This window comes from Microvirga sp. CF3016 (assembly GCF_036314085.1).
Lineage (GTDB): Bacteria > Pseudomonadota > Alphaproteobacteria > Rhizobiales > Beijerinckiaceae > Microvirga.
On the sequence record NZ_JAYGGM010000010.1, the window covers coordinates 81,933 to 100,421 of the forward strand.

At 66.1% G+C, this 18,489-nt stretch carries 21 protein-coding genes and 1 other RNA gene; 7 read left to right on the forward strand and 15 right to left on the reverse strand.

From position 1 onward, the window contains the following. Positions 1-8: 8 nt before the first annotated feature. The 12 genes from tolA to ssrS all read right to left on the reverse strand — a co-directional run bounded on the left by tolA (position 9) and on the right by ssrS (position 9,043). Positions 9-1,127: a cell envelope integrity protein TolA gene (tolA, locus tag VB672_RS15880; RefSeq protein ID WP_442932083.1), complete on the reverse strand. Its 1,119-nt coding sequence runs from the start codon at positions 1,125-1,127 to the stop codon at positions 9-11. Positions 1,128-1,161: 34 nt separating this feature from the next. Then, the gene (locus tag VB672_RS15885) at positions 1,162-1,608 is read right to left on the reverse strand and encodes an ExbD/TolR family protein (protein ID WP_329785177.1); all 447 of its coding nucleotides are present in this window, start codon (positions 1,606-1,608) and stop codon (positions 1,162-1,164) included. Positions 1,609-1,620: 12 nt separating this feature from the next. Continuing rightward, on the reverse strand, positions 1,621-2,361 hold the full coding sequence (gene tolQ / locus VB672_RS15890; RefSeq protein ID WP_329785178.1) for a protein TolQ: 741 nt from the start codon (positions 2,359-2,361) through the stop codon (positions 1,621-1,623). Between the two features lie 302 nt (positions 2,362-2,663). Beyond that, the gene (gene ybgC, locus VB672_RS15895; RefSeq protein ID WP_329785179.1) at positions 2,664-3,110 is read right to left on the reverse strand and encodes a tol-pal system-associated acyl-CoA thioesterase; all 447 of its coding nucleotides are present in this window, start codon (positions 3,108-3,110) and stop codon (positions 2,664-2,666) included. Beyond that, a complete protein-coding gene (ruvB, locus tag VB672_RS15900) occupies positions 3,103-4,149 on the reverse strand; it encodes a Holliday junction branch migration DNA helicase RuvB (protein ID WP_329785180.1) in 1,047 nt (348 codons plus the stop codon). Before ruvB ends, ybgC begins: the two co-directional genes overlap by 8 nt. A 94-nt stretch (positions 4,150-4,243) precedes the next feature. Continuing rightward, entirely contained in the window at positions 4,244-4,861 is a 618-nt protein-coding gene (ruvA, locus tag VB672_RS15905) for a Holliday junction branch migration protein RuvA (protein ID WP_329785181.1), read from the reverse strand. A 239-nt stretch (positions 4,862-5,100) separates the two neighbouring features. Beyond that, positions 5,101-5,604: a crossover junction endodeoxyribonuclease RuvC gene (ruvC, locus tag VB672_RS15910; RefSeq protein WP_329785182.1), complete on the reverse strand. Its 504-nt coding sequence runs from the start codon at positions 5,602-5,604 to the stop codon at positions 5,101-5,103. Between the two features lie 109 nt (positions 5,605-5,713). Next, the gene (locus VB672_RS15915) at positions 5,714-6,460 is read right to left on the reverse strand and encodes a YebC/PmpR family DNA-binding transcriptional regulator (RefSeq protein WP_329785183.1); all 747 of its coding nucleotides are present in this window, start codon (positions 6,458-6,460) and stop codon (positions 5,714-5,716) included. 112 nt (positions 6,461-6,572) lie between these two features. Then, on the reverse strand, positions 6,573-7,268 hold the full coding sequence (locus VB672_RS15920) for an exopolysaccharide biosynthesis protein (protein WP_329785184.1): 696 nt from the start codon (positions 7,266-7,268) through the stop codon (positions 6,573-6,575). Positions 7,269-7,464: 196 nt separating this feature from the next. Continuing rightward, entirely contained in the window at positions 7,465-8,286 is an 822-nt protein-coding gene (locus VB672_RS15925; RefSeq protein WP_329785185.1) for a TIGR00282 family metallophosphoesterase, read from the reverse strand. A gap of 13 nt (positions 8,287-8,299) precedes the next feature. Then, positions 8,300-8,881, reverse strand: a complete 582-nt coding sequence (locus tag VB672_RS15930; protein WP_329785186.1) for a 5-formyltetrahydrofolate cyclo-ligase — start codon at positions 8,879-8,881, stop codon at positions 8,300-8,302. Positions 8,882-8,885: 4 nt separating this feature from the next. Continuing rightward, a non-coding RNA gene (gene ssrS / locus VB672_RS15935) (6S RNA) lies at positions 8,886-9,043 on the reverse strand. Between the two features lie 173 nt (positions 9,044-9,216). On the opposite strand from ssrS, the gene VB672_RS15940 reads away from it, so the two are divergent. Continuing rightward, positions 9,217-9,501 (forward strand): hypothetical protein, encoded by a 285-nt coding sequence (locus VB672_RS15940; protein WP_329785187.1) that lies wholly within the window; start codon positions 9,217-9,219, stop codon positions 9,499-9,501. Between the two features lie 11 nt (positions 9,502-9,512). Here the strand turns inward: VB672_RS15940 and VB672_RS15945 are convergent, their stop codons facing one another. Genes VB672_RS15945 through VB672_RS15955 form a run of 3 tightly spaced genes read right to left on the reverse strand, consistent with a single transcriptional unit; the run spans position 9,513 to position 10,965 of the window. Next, positions 9,513-10,286, reverse strand: a complete 774-nt coding sequence (locus VB672_RS15945) for a GNAT family N-acetyltransferase (protein WP_329785188.1) — start codon at positions 10,284-10,286, stop codon at positions 9,513-9,515. Positions 10,287-10,299: 13 nt separating this feature from the next. Beyond that, a complete protein-coding gene (zapA, locus tag VB672_RS15950) occupies positions 10,300-10,668 on the reverse strand; it encodes a cell division protein ZapA (RefSeq protein WP_329785189.1) in 369 nt (122 codons plus the stop codon). Positions 10,669-10,671: 3 nt separating this feature from the next. Continuing rightward, on the reverse strand, positions 10,672-10,965 hold the full coding sequence (locus tag VB672_RS15955) for a DUF4164 domain-containing protein (RefSeq protein ID WP_329785190.1): 294 nt from the start codon (positions 10,963-10,965) through the stop codon (positions 10,672-10,674). Positions 10,966-11,323: 358 nt separating this feature from the next. Between VB672_RS15955 and tkt the strand changes: the two genes are divergently transcribed. The 6 genes from tkt to VB672_RS15985 all read left to right on the forward strand — a co-directional run bounded on the left by tkt (position 11,324) and on the right by VB672_RS15985 (position 18,444). After that, on the forward strand, positions 11,324-13,327 hold the full coding sequence (tkt, locus tag VB672_RS15960; RefSeq protein ID WP_329785191.1) for a transketolase: 2,004 nt from the start codon (positions 11,324-11,326) through the stop codon (positions 13,325-13,327). A gap of 45 nt (positions 13,328-13,372) precedes the next feature. Continuing rightward, positions 13,373-14,380, forward strand: a complete 1,008-nt coding sequence (gap, locus tag VB672_RS15965) for a type I glyceraldehyde-3-phosphate dehydrogenase (protein WP_329785192.1) — start codon at positions 13,373-13,375, stop codon at positions 14,378-14,380. A gap of 13 nt (positions 14,381-14,393) precedes the next feature. Then, a complete protein-coding gene (locus tag VB672_RS15970) occupies positions 14,394-15,584 on the forward strand; it encodes a phosphoglycerate kinase (protein ID WP_329785193.1) in 1,191 nt (396 codons plus the stop codon). A 115-nt stretch (positions 15,585-15,699) separates the two neighbouring features. After that, on the forward strand, positions 15,700-16,788 hold the full coding sequence (gene fba, locus VB672_RS15975; RefSeq protein ID WP_329785194.1) for a class II fructose-bisphosphate aldolase: 1,089 nt from the start codon (positions 15,700-15,702) through the stop codon (positions 16,786-16,788). 106 nt (positions 16,789-16,894) lie between these two features. After that, positions 16,895-17,545 carry a thiamine phosphate synthase gene (locus tag VB672_RS15980; protein WP_329785195.1) on the forward strand — a complete coding sequence of 217 codons (651 nt, stop codon included), beginning with the start codon at positions 16,895-16,897 and terminating at the stop codon, positions 17,543-17,545. Next, entirely contained in the window at positions 17,545-18,444 is a 900-nt protein-coding gene (locus tag VB672_RS15985) for a tetratricopeptide repeat protein (RefSeq protein WP_329785196.1), read from the forward strand. Before VB672_RS15980 ends, VB672_RS15985 begins: the two co-directional genes overlap by 1 nt. The last annotated feature ends 45 nt before the right edge of the window (positions 18,445-18,489 follow it).

Consider the following 18,489-nt stretch of genomic DNA (forward strand, 5'->3'; position numbering starts at 1 on the left):
TGATGGCTTTAAGAGAGAGGAGGATCGAACTGGACGTTCAGGATCTTCCAGTCCGCGTAATAGGGGGCGAATTTCGCCGGGATCTCGAACTGGCGGCACTTGCGGATGGCGCGAACGGCCGCGTCGGCAACCGCCCGATCGGTCGAGCTGCTCCCCGCCTGGAGAATTCTGGGCTCGGTGCTGAGCGATCCGTCCTGGTTCAAACGAATATCGAGGATGGGAGCCGTGACCTGCCCGCCTGAAGCCGCGATCGGCGCGCTGTAGCAGCGCTCGATCTGCGAGACCAATAGGCCGATGAGCGCATCGCGCAGACTGGGGGAGAGCTTCGCGGCCGATCCCGTCGCGGTGCCCAGCGAGGCGGTCTTCTGGACCTCCGCGCCGGTCGCGCCAGTGGACTGGCTCTTTTCCTTGCTGTCGAGGAACTGCTTCAGGTCGCCCATGTCGAGATTCTTGGCGAGCTGGGCTTCCTTTCGCGCCTTGGCCTCGGCCTCTTCCTTGGCCTTGGCTTCCGCGAGCTTCTTCTCGGCCTCCACTTTCGCCTTGGCTTCGGCTTCAGCCTTTGCCTTGGCTTTGGCTTCGGCCACGCGCTTCGCCTCTGCCTCGGCTTCCGCCTTGGCCTTGGCTTCGGCCTTCGCCTTGGCCTCGGCCTCGATCTTCGCCTGCTCCGCGGCCTTGGCCTTCTCGATGGCCTCGGCGTCCGCCTTTTCCTGCAGCTTCTTCTCTTCCTCGGCCTTGGCCTCGGCGGCTTTCTCTTCCTGCGAGCGGGTCGGCGGCGCGGGCGGCGGAGGCTGGGCGGCGACCGGCTCTTCCTTGTCCGCGACCTTCATCTCGGCCGGGCGCTTGGGCGGGGCCGGCGCGTCGCGCTTGTCCTCGCCGGGATCCTTCAGCTCGGTCTTGTCGGCCACGCGCTCGGCGCGGGGCTTGGGCTGCGGGGCCTTGGCGTTCGTCTCGCCCTTGGTGATCTGGGAGAGCTGGTTGTCGGTGATGATCTCGACCGGGATGCCTTCCTGGGCTTCGGGAAATTCGACACCGACCGACAGGCCGATCAGGGCGGCCGCCAGCAGCGACGCGTGCGCGACGCCCGAGACCCACAGGCCCGGCTCGGAGGTGCTGAATTTCAGCTTCAACGCCACGTGTGTCTGCCCCCTGCTCTCATCCCGCTCAGCGCTGGTCGACTTCGGTCACGAGGGCGACGCGCTTGTAGCCCGCCGTGGTCACGATCGACATCACCTGGGCGACGCGCCCGTAATCCACCTTCTTGTCGCCGCGCACGAAGATACGCTCGTCGAATCCCGACTTCGACACTTCCGCGAGCTTGCCGACGATGGCCTCGTCGACCAGTTCGGTCTCGCCGAGGAACACCTGGCCGGTCGCCTTGATGGACAGCGTCACCGGCGTCGCGTCGGAATTCAATGGGGCAGCCTTGGTCTGCGGCAGGTCGAGGGGCACGCCGGCGGTCATCATGGGGGCCGCCACCATGAAGATGATGAGCAGCACCAGCATGACGTCGATGAACGGCGTCATGTTGATCTCGTTGATCGCGCCCGGGGTGCGGCTGCGCCTGCGCCGCCGTCCGCCGCCTCCTGCCGCTCCTGCCGTCATGGCCATGCCGGATCCTCCTTAGGCCGCATTGGCGGGGTGGTGCCCCGCATGGCCGATGCGCTCGTCGATCTGGCGCGACAGGATGGCCGAGAACTCGTCGGCGAAGCCCTCGAGGCGCGTCTGGAGCTTGCCGACCTCCGACTGCAGCTTGTTGTAGGCGAGCACCGCCGGGATGGCCGCGAACAGGCCGATGGCAGTGGCGAACAGCGCCTCGGCGATGCCGGGCGCCACGACCGCGAGGCTCGTGTTCTTGGAGGCGGCAATCGACGTGAAGGAATTCATGATGCCCACCACGGTGCCGAAGAGGCCGATATAGGGGCCGGCCGAGCCGATGGAGGCGAGCACCGTCAGGCGGGCATTGAGCCGCTCGACCTCGCGCTGGATGGTCACGTCGAGCACCTTGTCGATCCGCTGGGGCAGGCTCTGGAACGAGCGGCCCGAGCCCTCGAACGAGCGCTTCCACTCCCGCATGGCGGCGACGAACACGGCGGCAAGCCCCGTGGCCGGGCGGCTCTGGAGGGAGCGGTAGAGCTCCTCGAGCGACTGGCCGGACCAGAACACGTCCTCGAACCGGTCCATGGCGCGCTTCGAGCGGGCGTAGAGAAGGGTCTTGTCGATGATGATCGCCCAGCACCAGACGGAGGCCGCGAGCAGGCCCAGCATCACGAGCTTGACGATGAAATGGGCCTGCCAGAACAGGCCAAAGAAGGACAGGTCGTGGGCCACAGGAGCGGCCTGGGCCACATCAGCCGGGTTCATAATCTCTCGTCCTCGCTCTTCGAGCAGCCTTGAGGAGGCTCAAGGCCCACCGCAGAATGGTCTAGGGAAATCTGTTCTTGTGTTACCGTTCGTTCGCCCCTGAATCTGTCGAAAATAAGGGCACAGGGTAACAAGACGCGAGATCGCCTCAGACCGTTACCTGTTAGGCACAGAGTAAGGTTAAGGTCTGGTTTAGGAGGTACCGCCAAAGGGCGGAAAACTCTGAAATTGATGCAAAATCCCGGCTGGCATGCATTGGCGGCAGGGCTCCTGCGCGCCCTGCCCATAGGGCATGTCTGGACCTAGCGGCCTACCGTCAAGGCCGCCCGCAGCTCGTCCGGGATCCGCACGGCCCGCCCGCCCCTGACGGCCGCGACCATGACGTCTGCCGTGACCAGCACTTCGTCGCCGCGCCGGACCTCCTGGGCAAGCGTCATCGACGCCCCACGCATCTCCTTCGGGCGGGTGACGATGGTGAGCACGTCGTCCATGACGGCCCCGCCCATAAAGTCGATTGTCATTCTGCGGACCACGAAGGCGAGTCCGTCCATATCCGCATGCAGATCCGACTGCGCCACCTCGACTGCCCGCAAAAGCTCCGTGCGGCCGCGCTCCATGAAGCGGAGGTAGCTCGCGTGGTAGACGCGAGCGGAAAAATCCGTGTCCTCGTAATAGACCCGGATGGGGAGGTGATGCGCGCCGTCCTGCATGAAGCCGGAGAGGGATGCACCGAGGCTTGCCTCACTCATCCCCATCCCCGTTGAACAGCCCGAACTGCGCCGCAGTCTCGCGGGAGGGTTCCGGGATGCCGAGATGCTTGAAGGCATGGGGCGTGAGGATGCGCCCGCGCGGAGTGCGCTGCACGAAGCCCTTCTGGATCAGGTAGGGCTCGATGATGTCCTCGATGGCGTCGCGCGGCTCGGACAGGGCCGCCGCGATGGTCTCGATGCCGACGGGACCGCCGCCGAAGGAATTGGCGATCATGGTCAGGTATTTACGATCCATCAGGTCGAGGCCGATGGGGTCCACGTCGAGGAGCCGCAGGGACCGGTCGGCGAGGTCGCGGGACACGGTCTGGACGCCCTCCACGATGGCGAAGTCGCGCACCCGGCGCAGGAGGCGCCCGGCGATGCGGGGCGTGCCGCGGGAGCGGCGGGCGATCTCGTTTGCCCCCTCCTCGCTCATGCCCAGCCCCAGCACCCGGGCGCCGCGCCGGACGATCAGCTCCAGCTCGTCGACGGTGTAGAATTCGAGCCGGATCGGGATGCCGAAGCGGTCGCGCAAGGGGGTGGTGAGCAGGCCCGCCCGGGTGGTGGCGCCCACCAGCGTGAATTTCGGCAGCTCGATCTTCACCGAACGCGCCGCTGGGCCCTCGCCGATGATCAGGTCGAGCTGGTAATCCTCCATGGCGGGATAGAGGATTTCCTCGACCGCCGGGTTCAGGCGGTGGATCTCGTCGATGAAGAGCACGTCGCGCTCTTCCAAATTGGTGAGCTGGGCTGCCAGGTCGCCTGCCTTTGCGATCACCGGGCCGGAGGTCGAGCGGAAATTGACGCCGAGCTCGCGGGCGACGATCTGGGCCAGCGTGGTCTTGCCGAGACCGGGAGGCCCGACGAAGAGCACGTGGTCGAGGGCGTCTCCGCGCGCCTTGGCCGCATCGATGAAGACCTGGAGGTTGGCCCGCGCGGCCTTTTGGCCCGTGAAATCGTCGAGCGAGAGCGGCCGGATCGACGCATCGACATCGTCCTGGCGCTTTTCAGGGCTGAGCAGGCGGCTGGAATCGGTCAAAGAGGCTTACCTTCCAAAGGCTTCATATAGGCGATGAGGCTCTCATACGCCATTCTTGACAAGATCAAAACAGGAACATGCATGCGCAAATCACCTACCGCGCCAGCTCCCGCAGCCCCAGCCGGATGAGCGTCTTCGCCTCGGCCTCGTCCCCGGCCTGCTTCATCGCGGCGGCCACCGCCGCGGAGGCCTGGACCTGGGGATAGCCGAGGTTAACCAGAGCCGAAATGGCATCCGCCACAGGGGCCGGCGCGCTCTTGTCCTCGACCGCGCCGGTGAGGCGGATGAGGGCCGGATCGACGGCCGCGAAAGCCGGCGCCTTGTCCTTGAGTTCGGACACGATGCGCTGAGCGAGCTTGGGACCGACGCCTGGCCCGCGGGCCACGGAGGCCTTGTCGGCGGTGGCGATCGCCGTGGCGAGGCTGCCGGGATCGAGCACCGACAGGATGCCGAGCGCCACCTTGGAGCCCACGCCCTGGACCGACTGGAGCAGCCGGAACCACTCGCGCTCCGAATCCGACCGGAAGCCGAACAGGCGGATCATGTCCTCTCGCACATGGGTTTCGATGGATAACACCGCCGCCTCGCCGGTGGGCGGCAGGTTCTGGAGGGTGCGGGAGGAGCAATGGACGACGTAGCCGACCCCGTGCACGTCGAGGATCACGAAATCCTCCCCATAGGAATCCACTACGCCCTTGAGTTTGCCGATCACGTCAGTTCTTGCTCCTCATAGCCGCTTCAGGCTCCCTCACCTCTCCCATGGGGAGAGGTCGGACCGCAAGGTCCGGGTGAGGGGGTACGCGCTTTCCGGATAGACCTGTAACCCCTCACCCGCCGCGCTGGCGCGCGTCGACCTCTCCCTCAAGGAGAGGTGAAGAGGAGCCATATCCTGCACCCGATCCCGGATCGGCTCACACCACCCCGGGACAACAATTGTTGCCTTGTAACACCCTAGTAGCTCGCCGCCAAAGCGCGGGCCTTGCGGTGGTGGGCGTGAGCGATGGCGATGGCGAGCGCGTCGGCGGCGTCGGCCTTCTTGAAGTCGGCCTTGGGCAGCAGGATCTTCACCATGGCCTGGACCTGATCCTTGTCGGCGTGGCCGACGCCGACCACGGTCTTCTTCACCTGGTTGGCGCCGTATTCCGCAACCGGCAGGCCATGGAGCGCCGGCACCAGCAGGGACATGGCGCGGGCCTGGCCGAGCTTGAGGGTCGCCTGGGCGTCCTTGTTGACAAAGGTCTCCTCGACGGACACCTCGTCGGGCGCCCAGGTCCGGATCACATCCGTCAGCCGGTCGTGGAGTTGCTTGAGGCGGAGCGCCAGTTCGAGGTCCCCGTCCGAAGTCACGACCCCGCAGGCCACGAAGGACAGCTTCGTCCCCTCGACGGTGATGACGCCCCAGCCCGTGTTGCGCAGGCCGGGATCGAGGCCGAGGATTCGGACGCGTTCGCTCACTTTACGTTCTCCACCGTCATGGCCGGACTCATTCCGGCCATCCACGCCATCAACGGTTAAGAAGACGTGGACACCCGGGACCATCCCGGGCACGACGCACAACGAAAAATTACCCGGCCATCTTCTGCATGAGGGCTTCCGAGAGTTCGAAGTTGCCATAGACGCTTTGGACGTCGTCGTGCTCCTCAAGGGATTCCATAAGCTTCATCAGCTTCTCGCCGGTCTCGTCGTCGACCGCGACCGGGGTCTGCGGCTTCCAGACGAGCTTGGAGGCCTTCGGCTCGCCGAACCTATCCTCGAGCGCCTTGGTCACCTCGTTGAGTGAGCCCTGGTCGCAATAGATCTCATGCCCGGTCTCGGAGGAGACCACGTCGTCGGCGCCGGCATCGATGGCAGCCTCGAGCACGGCGTCGGCATCCGCCACCTCAGGGCCGAACTCGATGTAGCCGACCCGGTCGAACATGAAGGAGACCGCGCCGGTCTCGGCAAGGTTGCCACCGCTCTTGGTGAAGTAGGAGCGGATGTCGGAGGCCGTGCGGTTGCGGTTATCGGTCATCGCCTCGACGATGATGGCGGCTCCGCCGGGGCCGTAGCCCTCGTAGCGGATCTCGTCGTAGTTCTCTGCGTCTCCGCCGGAGGCCTTGTTGATGGCGCGCTGGATGTTGTCCTTGGGCATGTTCTCGGCGCGAGCGGCGAGGATCGCAGCCCGCAGGCGCGGGTTCATGTTGGGATCGGGCAGGCCCATCTTGGCCGCCACCGTAATTTCACGGGCGAGCTTGGAAAACACCTTGGACCGCACCGCGTCCACCTTGCCCTTGCGGTGCATGATATTCTTGAACTGTGAATGCCCGGCCATCGGGGCCTCCGGAAAGTTTGGCCGAAGGCAGCTTGCCCTGCAAGCGCCCGTCAGGCCGTAATCGTTGACGATGGCAGGCTTATAAGGCGGCGAAGGGCTTCAGGCAAAGCCCTTAAAAGCCGAGCCAGGACGGCAGGTTCTGCACGGTCGCGAGGATGAGATGGTAGGAGGCGCCGAGCACCGTGGCCGTATAGGCAAGCCCCGCCAGGCCGATGAGATACCCGACGATCAGGAGATAACCGTCCTCCTCCATGATGGCGATGGACGCGATGACGAGCGCAATGGAGGGCGGGAAATTGGTGCCCGGGAACGGAATTAGGACCGACAGGGCGACCAGGAAGGCGAAGAACCCGACCACCCGGTCTCCGAAGGGGCCGAAGAGCTGGAGCAGGCGCGGCTTGCAATAGCTCTCGAGCTTCTGGAGTCGGGGCTCGGCAATGTCGATGAGGCGCTTGAACTTCGCCACGGAGACCGTCTGCCGCAGGATGAAGCCGGGCAGCCAGGGACGGGTATGGCCCAGCATCATCTGGATGCCGAAGATGAGAACGGGCGTGCCGACGATGCCGGCGATCCCGGGCACGTTCGGCACGCAATTGGGCAGGGAGAACAGGATCAGCACGAAGCCGAAGGCGCGCTCGCCGAAGGCCTCGATGATCTCGCCGATGGAGATCGTCTCGCCCTTGGCCTCGTCGATCACGGCGCGCAGGACCGCGGAGGCGCTCTGGTGCTCGTGGGCGCGATGGAACTCGCTCTCCTGGCGGTAAACGTTGATCCTGCCAGTCCTGGTCGTCTTCGCGTCTGCGTCCACCGCTCACCTCCGTGGCAGGAGAGATGGGAACGGCGACGCTCCACGCCAAGGGAGCACAGCCCCTCTCCCCTCTGCGGGAGAGGGTGGCGAACGCAAGTGAGCCGGGAGAGGGGCTGTGCTCGATGTCTGACGCCCCCTCTCCCACCCTGCTTCGCAGGGCACCCTCTCCCGCTGAAGGGGAGAGGGAAAACTGAGCCTAATCCCAGAAGCGGGGCCAGGTCTCCTCCAGGTTCGGCCCGAGCCGGACCGCCGCCACGCGCCGGGCGAGGCCAGTGCGGTCGTCGGTCTCGACCGCGATGCCCGAGAGCGTGCCCTCGCCCAGGCCCGGTTCCAGGCGGGTGCCGGGCGTTTTCTGGAGAAAGCGGCGGATCGCTTCCTCTTTCTGCATGCCGAGCACGGAATCGTAATCGCCGCACATGCCCGCATCCGACATATAGGCCGTCCCGCCGGGCAGCACCCGGTGATCGGCGGTGGGCACATGGGTGTGGGTGCCGACGACGAGGCTTGCCCGGCCATCGAGATGATAGCCCATGGCCTCCTTCTCGCTCGTCGCCTCCGCGTGCACGTCGACGATGATTGCATCGGCGACCTGACCCAAGGGACAGGTCTCGAGCTCCCGGTCCACCGCCGCGAAGGGATCGTCGAGCGGATCCATGTAGAGGCGGCCCATGACGTTGACGACGAGGACCCGAGCGCCGGAGCGGGTGTCGATGAGGTTGGCGCCGCGACCCGGCGTTCCGGGCGGGAAGTTCACGGGGCGTAGGAGGCGCGGCTGGCGTTCGATGAACACGAGGGTCTCGCGCTGGTCCCAGGAATGGTTGCCAAGCGTAATGGCATCGGCGCCGGCGGCCAGGATCTCGTCGCAGATCGCCTCGGTGATGCCGAAGCCGCCGGCGGAATTCTCGCCGTTGATGACCACGCAGTCGAGCCGCCAGCGGTCACGAAGCCCGGGCAGACGCTCGATCACCGCATTGCGGCCGGGCCGCCCGACGATGTCACCGAGGAAGAGAAGACGCATGGTGGGTCCTTGACTAGGATGTGGTCCGAACGAGTTCGACTTCGGTGATGATAACGTCGAGGAGCCGGTCATGGGATTCGACCGGAACCTCGTCGATCTCCTGAACCGCATAGGCGAGCCCGATGGTCAAGACCGGATGCTGCGCCTCCAGGGCCGCGATGGCCCGGTCGAAATGCCCCTTGCCGTAGCCGATGCGCCCTCCCCGGCGGTCGAAGGCGACGAGCGGCACGAGGAGAGCCTTGGGGAAGACCTCCGGCGCATCAGGTCCGGGTTCGCGCACGCCGAAGCCGCCTTTGACCAGCACGTCGCCGGGCTGCCAGAGGCGCCAGCTCAGATGGGGATGGAGGATCTGGGAGAGGGCGACGTCCTGCCCGCGGGCGAGCAGCGCCTCCATGAGCGGACGCGGATCGACCTCGCTGCGGATCGGCCAATAGGCTCCGACGGGGGTGATGTCGCGCAGGTCGGGAAGGCCGAGGGCTTGTTCCGCGATGCGCCGGGCAGCCTCGTGACGGAATTCTTTGCCGAGAGCGTCGCGGCGGGCGAAGATTTCGCTGCGGACGCGCTCTTTCAATTCGGAAGGGGGGAGAGATTGCATAAGGTGCGGAGCCACGAAAAGCCGTCGGAGAAGCGATCCCGGGAACCTACAAAGTAGGTGGGCGCCGTATGTCCCGGTCCACGGACCGGGTCAGGGACAGCTCCCTTCAGGATCGATAAGGCCCCGGGGAATATGAACTCCTAACGCGCCCCGCAGCCCCGCCTTCCCTATGTAGGGATCGGAACGACCCGGGGGAAGGGGAAAAGTGAGGATGCCCCGAGATCTTTCGCCTCCCGACAGGGCAGCCCCTCCGTAACATTACGGAATGGCCATGGCTGCCGGAACTTCGCCAAATGGTCCTCGTGGGGGATGAGCCATCCAGCGGAGGAGGAAGCATGGCCCATCTGAAGCGAAACAATTACAAGGAAATCCAGCGAGACAGCGGCTCCGGCTCGCCCAGTATCGATTCCATGATGCGCGAAGTGCTGCATATGCTTGGCAACATCGACTTTGAGCATGAAGTCCAACTCGAAAAGATCGAGAAGCACACGACCGATCAGGAACTGAAGAGAAGCATCAGGAAGAAGGTCGTGGCGGCCCATCGCGAGAGGCGGGAGCCCTATGTGGAGCTTCTGGCCCAGCTCCGGCAGCGCCAGCATCGCCAGTCGCTGCGAAACTGAACGCCGCTCAGTCAGGCCGGCCGACGACGGTAGTGGTAGCAGTACATCTCGCGCGCGAAGCCCATGCGCGCGTAGAGAGCCCGTGCGGGAGCGTTCGTGGCCACGACCGACAGGCATGCGCCCGTCGCCCCGCAACGCTCCTGCGCCCAGGACAGAACGGCCGAGACGGCCTTTCGCGCCAGGCCCTGCCGCCTGAAGGCGGGATCGGTGACGACGGAATTCACACAGACGATCCCGTCATGGACGGCCCCATAGGCAAGGGCGCCGAAACGCCCGCCATCGACCGGGACAGCCGCGAACCCGGAAGGAATCGCCAGGCTTTCGAGGATCCTGCGGTGCGTCCGCTGCGCGTGTTCGCTCTGGCCCTGGAGTTGAGCCAGGGTTCCGAGCCAAAGCTCGCCGGGAAAGCCGTCCTGCAGCAGGACGCCCGTTGCCGCTGGCGGCGACGTGTCGGCAAAATCCATGAACAGCACGCAGCTTTCATCCTCGGGCGGATCGTATCCCCGCTCGTCGAGCAGGCGACCGAGGGATGGATCGGCCGTGGACGGAATGCAGAAGATCGTCGGAAGTCCCTGGGCGGTGTAGATCTCCTCGCAGTAGCGGACCTTCCGCTCTAGGGGCTGCACGCCTGCGGCGAGGAGGTTCACGGAGTTCGTGCGCCGGGTATGCCCATCGGCGAGCCGGATCAGCCAGCCGTCGAAGACCACTTCCCGCAGGGCGGGCCAGCCGTTCAGGCAGGCTTCCTCGACGCGGCGGGCGAGATGACGGGCATGAGGAGGATTCATGTCTTGCAGTGTCTCAGCCCTGCCCGGCCCCGTTCAGGCTGCGGGCCAGCTCCTCGATCCGCTCGGCCGCCATCTGCACGCCCTCGGCGAGCCTCGCCTCGATCCGTTCGAGACGCTCGTCCCTGGAGGCATTGATGCTGTTGAGCGTCGCCACCTCCGCTTCCAGGGCGGCGACCCGCCTCTTGGTCTCGTGCAGCTCGTCCGCCTGGGCGATGGCCGCCATCACATGGAGGCGCAGATCGCCGATCTCGCCAAAGGCGGCCCGCATCTCCTCAATGTGGGCATCGTAGGAAGCCGCCAGGGCTTCGAGATGCCCTTCCTCGCCCTCGCCGCAGGCCATGCGGTAGGTTCTACCGGCAATCGTCACCGTCACCTGGGGCATGGTCTACCCCTCCTCCGGCTCGAGCTGGCCGGCCTGGGCCAGGACGGTCTCGACGGCGCCGATGGCTTGCCGGACCCGCCGGCCGACATCGTCGGTGGCCGCCTCGAAGCGGTGAAGCCGGGTGAGAGCGCCGTCGAGCTCCACGGCCAGGCGGGCCCGATCGTCCTGCATGAGCTGGAGCTCGGTTTCCAGGCCGCCGCGCCGCTTGTCGGCCTCCAGACGGCGGGAGACGGATGCCTCGAGGAGCCCCAAGGCCATGTCCAGCCGCTTCATCGCTTCCTCGAGTGTGGGCGCCATCATGCCTCCTGAATCGCGCACGACACTAGCGCATCGTGCGGAAAAGTGGACCCGGTTTTCCGGCCCATCCGATGCGCTCTTCAGGAAATTAGCATCGGTCAGATCCCGAAAGTGGATCCCACTTTTGGGCCCGATGCGCCGGCATCGTGCGGCCCCGAAGGGCCACGTCGGTGAATAGTGGGCCCGGTTTTTGGCATCAGGGATGCACTCTTAAGGGATTGGGCGTCGAGGCCGGCGGCTCCATAAGGGGATTACGTCCTTCCAGCCTTTGACTCGCCTTAGCCGCGTGTTAAGGAGCCCACGCCTTTTCCAGACAGACCGCCCCGTTGCGGGGCCCTCAAGACTTGTGGATCTCGCCGTGCAAGATACCGTCTCCGCCGATCGCGTCACCCATTCCGATCTGGCGAACGCCGTTCGCGTCCTCGCCATGGACGCCGTCGAACAAGCCAAATCCGGCCATCCGGGCCTGCCCATGGGCGCCGCCGACATGGCCACGGTGCTGTTCACCAAGTTCCTGAAATACGATGCCGCCGACCCGACCTGGCCCGACCGCGACCGCTTCATCCTGTCGGCCGGCCACGGCTCGATGCTGCTCTATTCGCTCCTGCACCTGACGGGCGTGAAGGGCATGACGATCGAGGAGCTGAAGAACTTCCGCAAACTCGACTCGAAGACCCCGGGCCATCCAGAGAACTTCATGACGCCCGGCGTCGAGACCACCACCGGCCCCCTCGGCCAGGGTATCGCCACAGCGGTCGGCTTCGCCCTCGCCGAGCGCATGCTCAACGCCGAATACGGCGACGATCTGGTCGACCATCACACCTACGTGCTCGCCTCCGACGGCGACCTGATGGAGGGCATCAGCCAGGAGGCCATCGCGCTCGCCGGCCACCTGAGGCTCAACCGGATGATCGTCCTCTTCGATGACAACGGCATCTCCATCGACGGCCCCCTGTCGCTCTCCGATTCCGTCGATCAGGTGAAGCGCTTCCAGGCCTGCGGCTGGAATGCGGTGCGCGTCGACGGCCACGACCCGAAGGCGATCCAGCGCGCCATCGCCCGCGCCCAGAAGTCGGACAAGCCGACCCTGATCGCGTGCAAGACCACCATCGGCTACGGCGCCCCGAAGAAGGCCGGCACCTCCAAGGCCCATGGCGAGCCCCTCGGCGCCGAGGAGCTGGCCGGCGCCAAGGTGGCGCTCCGCTGGAGCCACGCCCCCTTCGAGATCCCGGACACCATCCGCGACGCCTGGGCGAAGGCGGGCAAAAAGGGCCGTCGCCAGCGCAAGGCCTGGACCGAGCGCCTGAAGGCGCTGCCGGCCGACAGGCGCGCCGAGTTCGAGCGCCGCGTGAAGGGCGTGCGTCCCGAGGGCTTGGCCGACGCCGTCGCCAAGCTGAAGGACAGGCTCGTCGCCGAACCCCAGAACGTCGCCACCCGCAAGGCGAGCGAGATCGCCCTGGAGGTCATCACCGAAGCGGTGCCGGAGCTGGTGCTGGGCTCGGCGGATCTGACGCCGTCCAACAACACCAAGACCCGGAACCTCACCGCCATCTCGCCGGGCAATTACGCCGGCCGCTACATCCATTACGGCATCCGCGAGCACGGCATGGCGGCGGCCATGAACGGCATCGCCCTCCATGGCGGCTACGTGCCGGCCGGTGCGACCTTCCTGGTCTTCACCGATTACGCCCGTCCCGCCATGCGCATCGCGGCGCTCGCCGGCATCCCGGCGGTCTACGTGATGACCCACGACTCGATCGGGCTCGGCGAGGACGGCCCGACCCATCAGCCGGTGGAACATCTGGCGGCCCTGCGCTCCATGCCGAAGATGCGCGTCTTCCGCCCGGCGGACGCCGTCGAGACGGCGGAAGCATGGCAGCTCGCCCTCGAGCGCACGGACGGCCCGAGCACCCTGGCCCTCACCCGCCAGAACCTGCCGCAGGTCCGCAAGGAAGGCGGCACCGCCAACCTCTCGGCCACGGGCGCCTACGAGCTTTCGCCGGCGAACGGCAAGGCCCGCGCGACCATCTTCGCCTCGGGTTCCGAGGTCGAGATCGCGCTGGCGGCCCAGAAGCTTCTTGATGAACAAAGCTTCGCCGTTCGCGTTGTATCGGTGCCCTCGCTCGACCTGTTCCTGGCCCAGCCCGAAAAAGTCCGCGCCCGCGTCGTCGGCGATGCGCCGATCAAGGTCGCGGTCGAGGCGGCGGTGCGCTTCGGCTGGGATTCGGTCATCGGCCCTGACGGAATTTTCGTCGGCATGCATGGGTTTGGTGCCAGCGCGCCCTACAAGGACCTTTACAAGCACTTCGGCATCACCGCCGAGGCCGTGGCTGAAAAGATCCTCCGGACACACAATCTCTGAGGCAGGGGCAACCTTAAGGCCTCGTTACACAAGGGAGCTAAGACTATGACGGTGAAGGTCGCGATCAACGGGTTCGGTCGCATCGGACGCAACATTCTCCGCGGCATCGTGGAGAGCGGCCGCAAGGACATCGAGGTGGTTGCCATCAACGATCTCGGGCCGGTCGAGACGAACGCTCACCTGCTTCGCTTCGACTCCGTCCACGGCCGCTTCCCGGCCGAGGTCTCCGTCGACGGCGAGTTCCTCGTCATCAACGGCCAGAAGATCCGCGTGACGGCCATCAAGGATCCGGCGACCCTGCCGCATCGTGAGCTCGGCGTCGACATCGCCATGGAGTGCACCGGCATCTTCACCTCGAAGGAGAAGGCCTCGGCCCATCTGACCGCCGGCGCCAAGCGCGTCATCGTCTCGGCACCGGCCGACGGCGCCGATCTCACGGTCGTCTACGGCGTCAACCACGACAAGCTGACGAAGGACCACGTGGTCATCTCGAACGCCTCCTGCACGACGAACTGCCTCGCCCCCGTGGCGAAGGTGCTTCACGAGGCGGTGGGCATCGAGAAGGGCTTCATGACGACGATCCACTCCTACACCAACGACCAGCCGACGCTGGATCAGATGCACAAGGACCTCTACCGCGCCCGCGCGGCGGCCCTGAACATGATCCCGACCTCGACCGGCGCCGCCAAGGCGGTGGGCCTCGTCCTGCCCGATCTCAACGGCAAGCTCGACGGCTCGTCGATCCGCGTGCCGACCCCGAACGTTTCGGTGGTCGACTTCAAGTTCGTGGCCAAGAAGAACACCACGAAGGAAGAAATCAACGCGGCGATCAAGGCTGCCGCCGATGGTCCGCTGAAGGGCATCCTCGGCTACACCGACCAGCCGAACGTCTCGTCCGACTTCAATCACGATCCGCACTCCTCCGTTTTCCACCTGGATCAGACCAAGGTGATGGAGGGCAACTTCGTGCGCGTGCTGTCCTGGTACGACAACGAATGGGGCTTCTCGAACCGCATGGCGGACACCGCCATCGCCATGGCGAAGCTCATCTGAGGGAGGCTGCTTCATGACCGCCTTCCGCACGCTCGACCAGGCCGACGTCAAGGGAAAACGCGTTCTCGTCCGGGTGGACCTCAACGTCCCCATGGAGAGCGGCCGGGTGACCGACGCGACGCGCATCGAACGCGTCCTGCCCACCATCCGGGAAATCGCCGACAAGGGCGGAAAGGTGATCCTTCTCGCCCATTTCGGACGCCCGAAGGGACGCGATCCCAAGGAATCCCTGAAGCCGGTCGCGGAGGCGGTCTCGCAGCATCTCAACAAGCCCGTGGCCTTCGCCGATGACTGCATCGGCGAGGCCGCCGCCCAGGCCGTCGGCGCCCTGAAGGACGGCGACGTCCTGCTCCTCGAGAACACCCGCTTCCATGCGGGCGAGGAGAAGAACGATCCGGCCTTCGTCCAGGAGCTGGCGAAGCTCGGCGACCTCTACGTGAACGACGCCTTTTCGGCCGCCCACCGGGCTCACGCCTCCACCGAGGGGCTTGCCCGCGCTCTGCCGGGTTACGCCGGCCGCACCATGCAGGCGGAGCTCGATGCCCTGACCAAGGGCCTCGAAGCGCCCAAGCGCCCAGTCGTCGCCATTGTCGGCGGCGCCAAGGTGTCGACCAAGATCGACCTGCTCGAAAACCTGGTGGCCAAGGTGGATGCCCTCGTCATCGGCGGCGGCATGGCCAACACCTTCGTCCATGCGACGGGGCTCGGCATCGGCAAGTCGCTCGCCGAAAAGGATCTGGCGGCGACCGCCATGCGCATCATCGAAAAGGCGCGTGAATCCAACTGCGCCATCATCCTGCCCGTCGACGGCGTCTGCGCCTACGAGTTCAAGGCAGGCGCGCAGAACCACACCTACGGCATCGACGCGATCCCCGAGGACCAGATGATCCTGGACGTGGGCTCGCAGTCGGTCGAGCGCATCTCGGCGGCGATCAACGACGCGGCGACGCTCGTCTGGAACGGTCCGCTCGGCGCCTTCGAGATCGCGCCCTTCGACCAGGGCACGGTGGCGGCTGCCCGCCACGCCGCGCAGCGCACCAAGGAAGGCAAGCTCGTCTCGGTCGCCGGCGGCGGCGATACGGTGGCGGCCCTCAACCATGCTGGCGTCGCCGACAGCTTCACCTATGTGTCGACGGCAGGCGGCGCCTTCCTCGAATGGCTCGAGGGCAAGTCGCTCCCCGGCGTGGAAGCCCTGAGAGCCTGAGGCCAGGCTTGGCAGAGTGTTTACCCACTTTGCCAAGCGAAAACGTGGCCTAGATGGCTTAAGCTGAGGTTCAGCTTCTACGCTGTTTAAAACCAAAACCAATACGGAGGACTAAATGGCCCGCATTACCATGAGGCAGCTTCTGGATCACGCAGCCGAGCAAGGCTACGGCGTGCCTGCCTTCAACATCAACAACATGGAGCAGGCGCTGGCGATCATGGCGGCGGCCAATGAGGTCGATGCGCCGGTGATCATCCAGGCGAGCCGCGGCGCGCGCTCCTACGCCAACGACGTCATGCTCAAGCACATGATGGACGCGGTGACCGAGATCTATCCGCATATCCCGGTCTGCGTGCATCTCGACCACGGCAACGAGCCCGCCACCTGCATGACCGCCATCCAGGCCGGCTTCACCTCGGTGATGATGGACGGCTCGCTCAAGGCCGACGGCAAGACCCCGGGCGACTGGGACTATAACGTGGGCGTCACCAGGAAGGTGGTCGAGATGGCCCATCTCGGCGGTATCTCGGTGGAGGGCGAGCTCGGCGTGCTGGGTTCTCTCGAAACCGGTGAAGGCGAGGCCGAGGATGGCCACGGCGCCGAGGGCAAGCTCTCCCACGACCAGCTGCTGACGAATCCCGACGAGGCCGTGAAGTTCGTGGCCGAAACCAAGGTCGATGCGCTCGCCATCGCCATGGGCACATCGCACGGCGCCTACAAGTTCACCCGCAAGCCCGACGGCGCGATCCTCGCCATGCACGTGATCGAGGAGATCCACAAGAAGCTCCCGAACACCCACCTGGTGATGCACGGCTCCTCCTCGGTGCCGCAGGACCTGCAGGACATCATCAACCAGTACGGCGGCCAGATGAAGCCGACCTGGGGTGTGCCGGTCGAGGAGATCCAGCGCGGCATCAAGCACGGCGTGCGCAAGATCAACATCGACACAGACAACCGCATGGCGATGACCGGCCAGATCCGCAAGGTCCTGACCGAGAACCCCGGCGAGTTCGATCCGCGCAAGTATTTGAAGCCCGCCATGGAGGCGATGACGAAGCTCTGCAAGCAGCGCCTGCAGGAGTTCAACACCGCCGGCCAGGCCTCCAAGATCAAGCGCGTGTTCACGCTCGCCGAGATGGCCAAGCGCTACGCCTCCGGCGAACTCGACCCGACCTTCGGCACGAGCCGCCAGGCGGCGGAGTAAGCTTTCCGCTTTTCGCCTTAATCATGATCGACAAGCGGGGCCTCGCAAGACGGCCCCGTTTTCGTTATGGAAACGCGTCTGTTCTTTTTGGTGACCTCAAAGCTCCATGGCCGATACCGCTGCCCGCCTCTACCTCATCACCCCCGTCCTGGAGGATGCCAGCTTCGCGCCGCGCCTCGCCGAGGCCTGCGCGATCGGCACTGTCGCGGCCGTTCTGCTGCGGCTCGCTTCCGCCGACGAGCGGGGCCTGATCAACCAGGTGAAGGCGCTTGCCCCTGCGGCGCAGGAGCACGGAGCGGCCGTGATCGTCTCGGCCGAGGGCAAGGCGGATCTCGCCACGATCGCGGCCCGGGGAGGCGCCGACGGCATTCACGTTCCGGGCGATCCCGTCCTCCTGCGCGAACTGCGCGACAGGCTGAAATCCGAACGCGCCATCGGGGTCGGGGCGATCCGCACCAAGGATGACGCCATGACCTTGGGCGAGGCCGGGGCCGATTACCTGCTCTTCGGCGAGCCGCGTCCCGACGGCTCGCTCCCGTCTCTGGACAGCGTGGTGGAGCGGGCGTCCTGGTGGGCCGAGATCTTCGAGACGCCCTGCGTGGCCTATGCCCCGAGCCTCGATACGGTCGAGGCCCTGGCGGCCACGCATGCGGAGTTCGTCGCCCTGGGCGATGCGGTCTGGACCCATCCGGACGGTCCCGCAGCTGCCGTGAAAGCAGCGGCGGAGATCTTGCAGCGGAAGGAGGCATCGCGCTGATGCGGTTGTCCTGGATCATCGGCGCCGCTCTTCTGGCGGCCTCCGCAACGCTGAGCCATGCGGCGCAGCCTGATCTCGCCTACGGCGCCTATCAGCGCGGCCTGTATCAGACAGCTTTCCGCGAGGCGACCCTGCGGCTGGAGAAGAACAGCAACGATGTCGCTGCCATGACCCTCCTGGGCGAGCTTTACAACCAGGGCCTCGGCGTCGCCATGGACCCCAAGAAGGCCTCCGAATGGTACCGCCTCGCGGCCCAGCGCGGCGATGCCAATGCCCTCGCCTCCCTCGGCCTCATGGCCCTCGACGGGCGCGGCATGGCCAAGAACGCCGCACAGGGTCGCGCCTGGCTCGAACAGGCCGCCGCCAAGGGCAGTCCTCTGGCGTCCCACAATCTCGCCCTGCTCCTGCTCACCAGCGGCAACGATGCGGACCTGCAGAAGGCCGTCGAGCTGTTGAAGAAGGCGGCCGCCGCGGAGATCCCCGACGCGCAGCATGCCCTCGGCGTGCTTTACCTCAAGGGCCGTGGCGTAGGGCGCAACCCCGGGGAGGCCGCGCGCCTGTTTGAGCGCGCCGCCCGCAACGGCAGCTCGGTCGGCGAGGTGGAATACGCGATCCTGCTCTTCAACGGGGACGGGGTCCCGGCCAGCGAATCCCAGGCGGCGCGCTATTTCCGCCGCGCCGCCGCCAAGGGCAACGCCATCGCGCAGAACCGTTTGGCCCGTCTCCTCGTCGCCGGGCGCGGGGTGCCCGCCAACAAGGTCGATGCCGCGGCCTGGCACATTCTGGCCGCCGCCCAGGGCCTTGCCGATCCCTGGCTCGACGACGCGCTCAAGGACATGAACGCCGAGGACCGCAAGCGCGCCGAGAAACTGGCCGCCGAACGCCTCGGCATGCGCTGAGCTCATGAAATGCCGTAGGCACTGGATCAATTGCGTCTCAGCCCG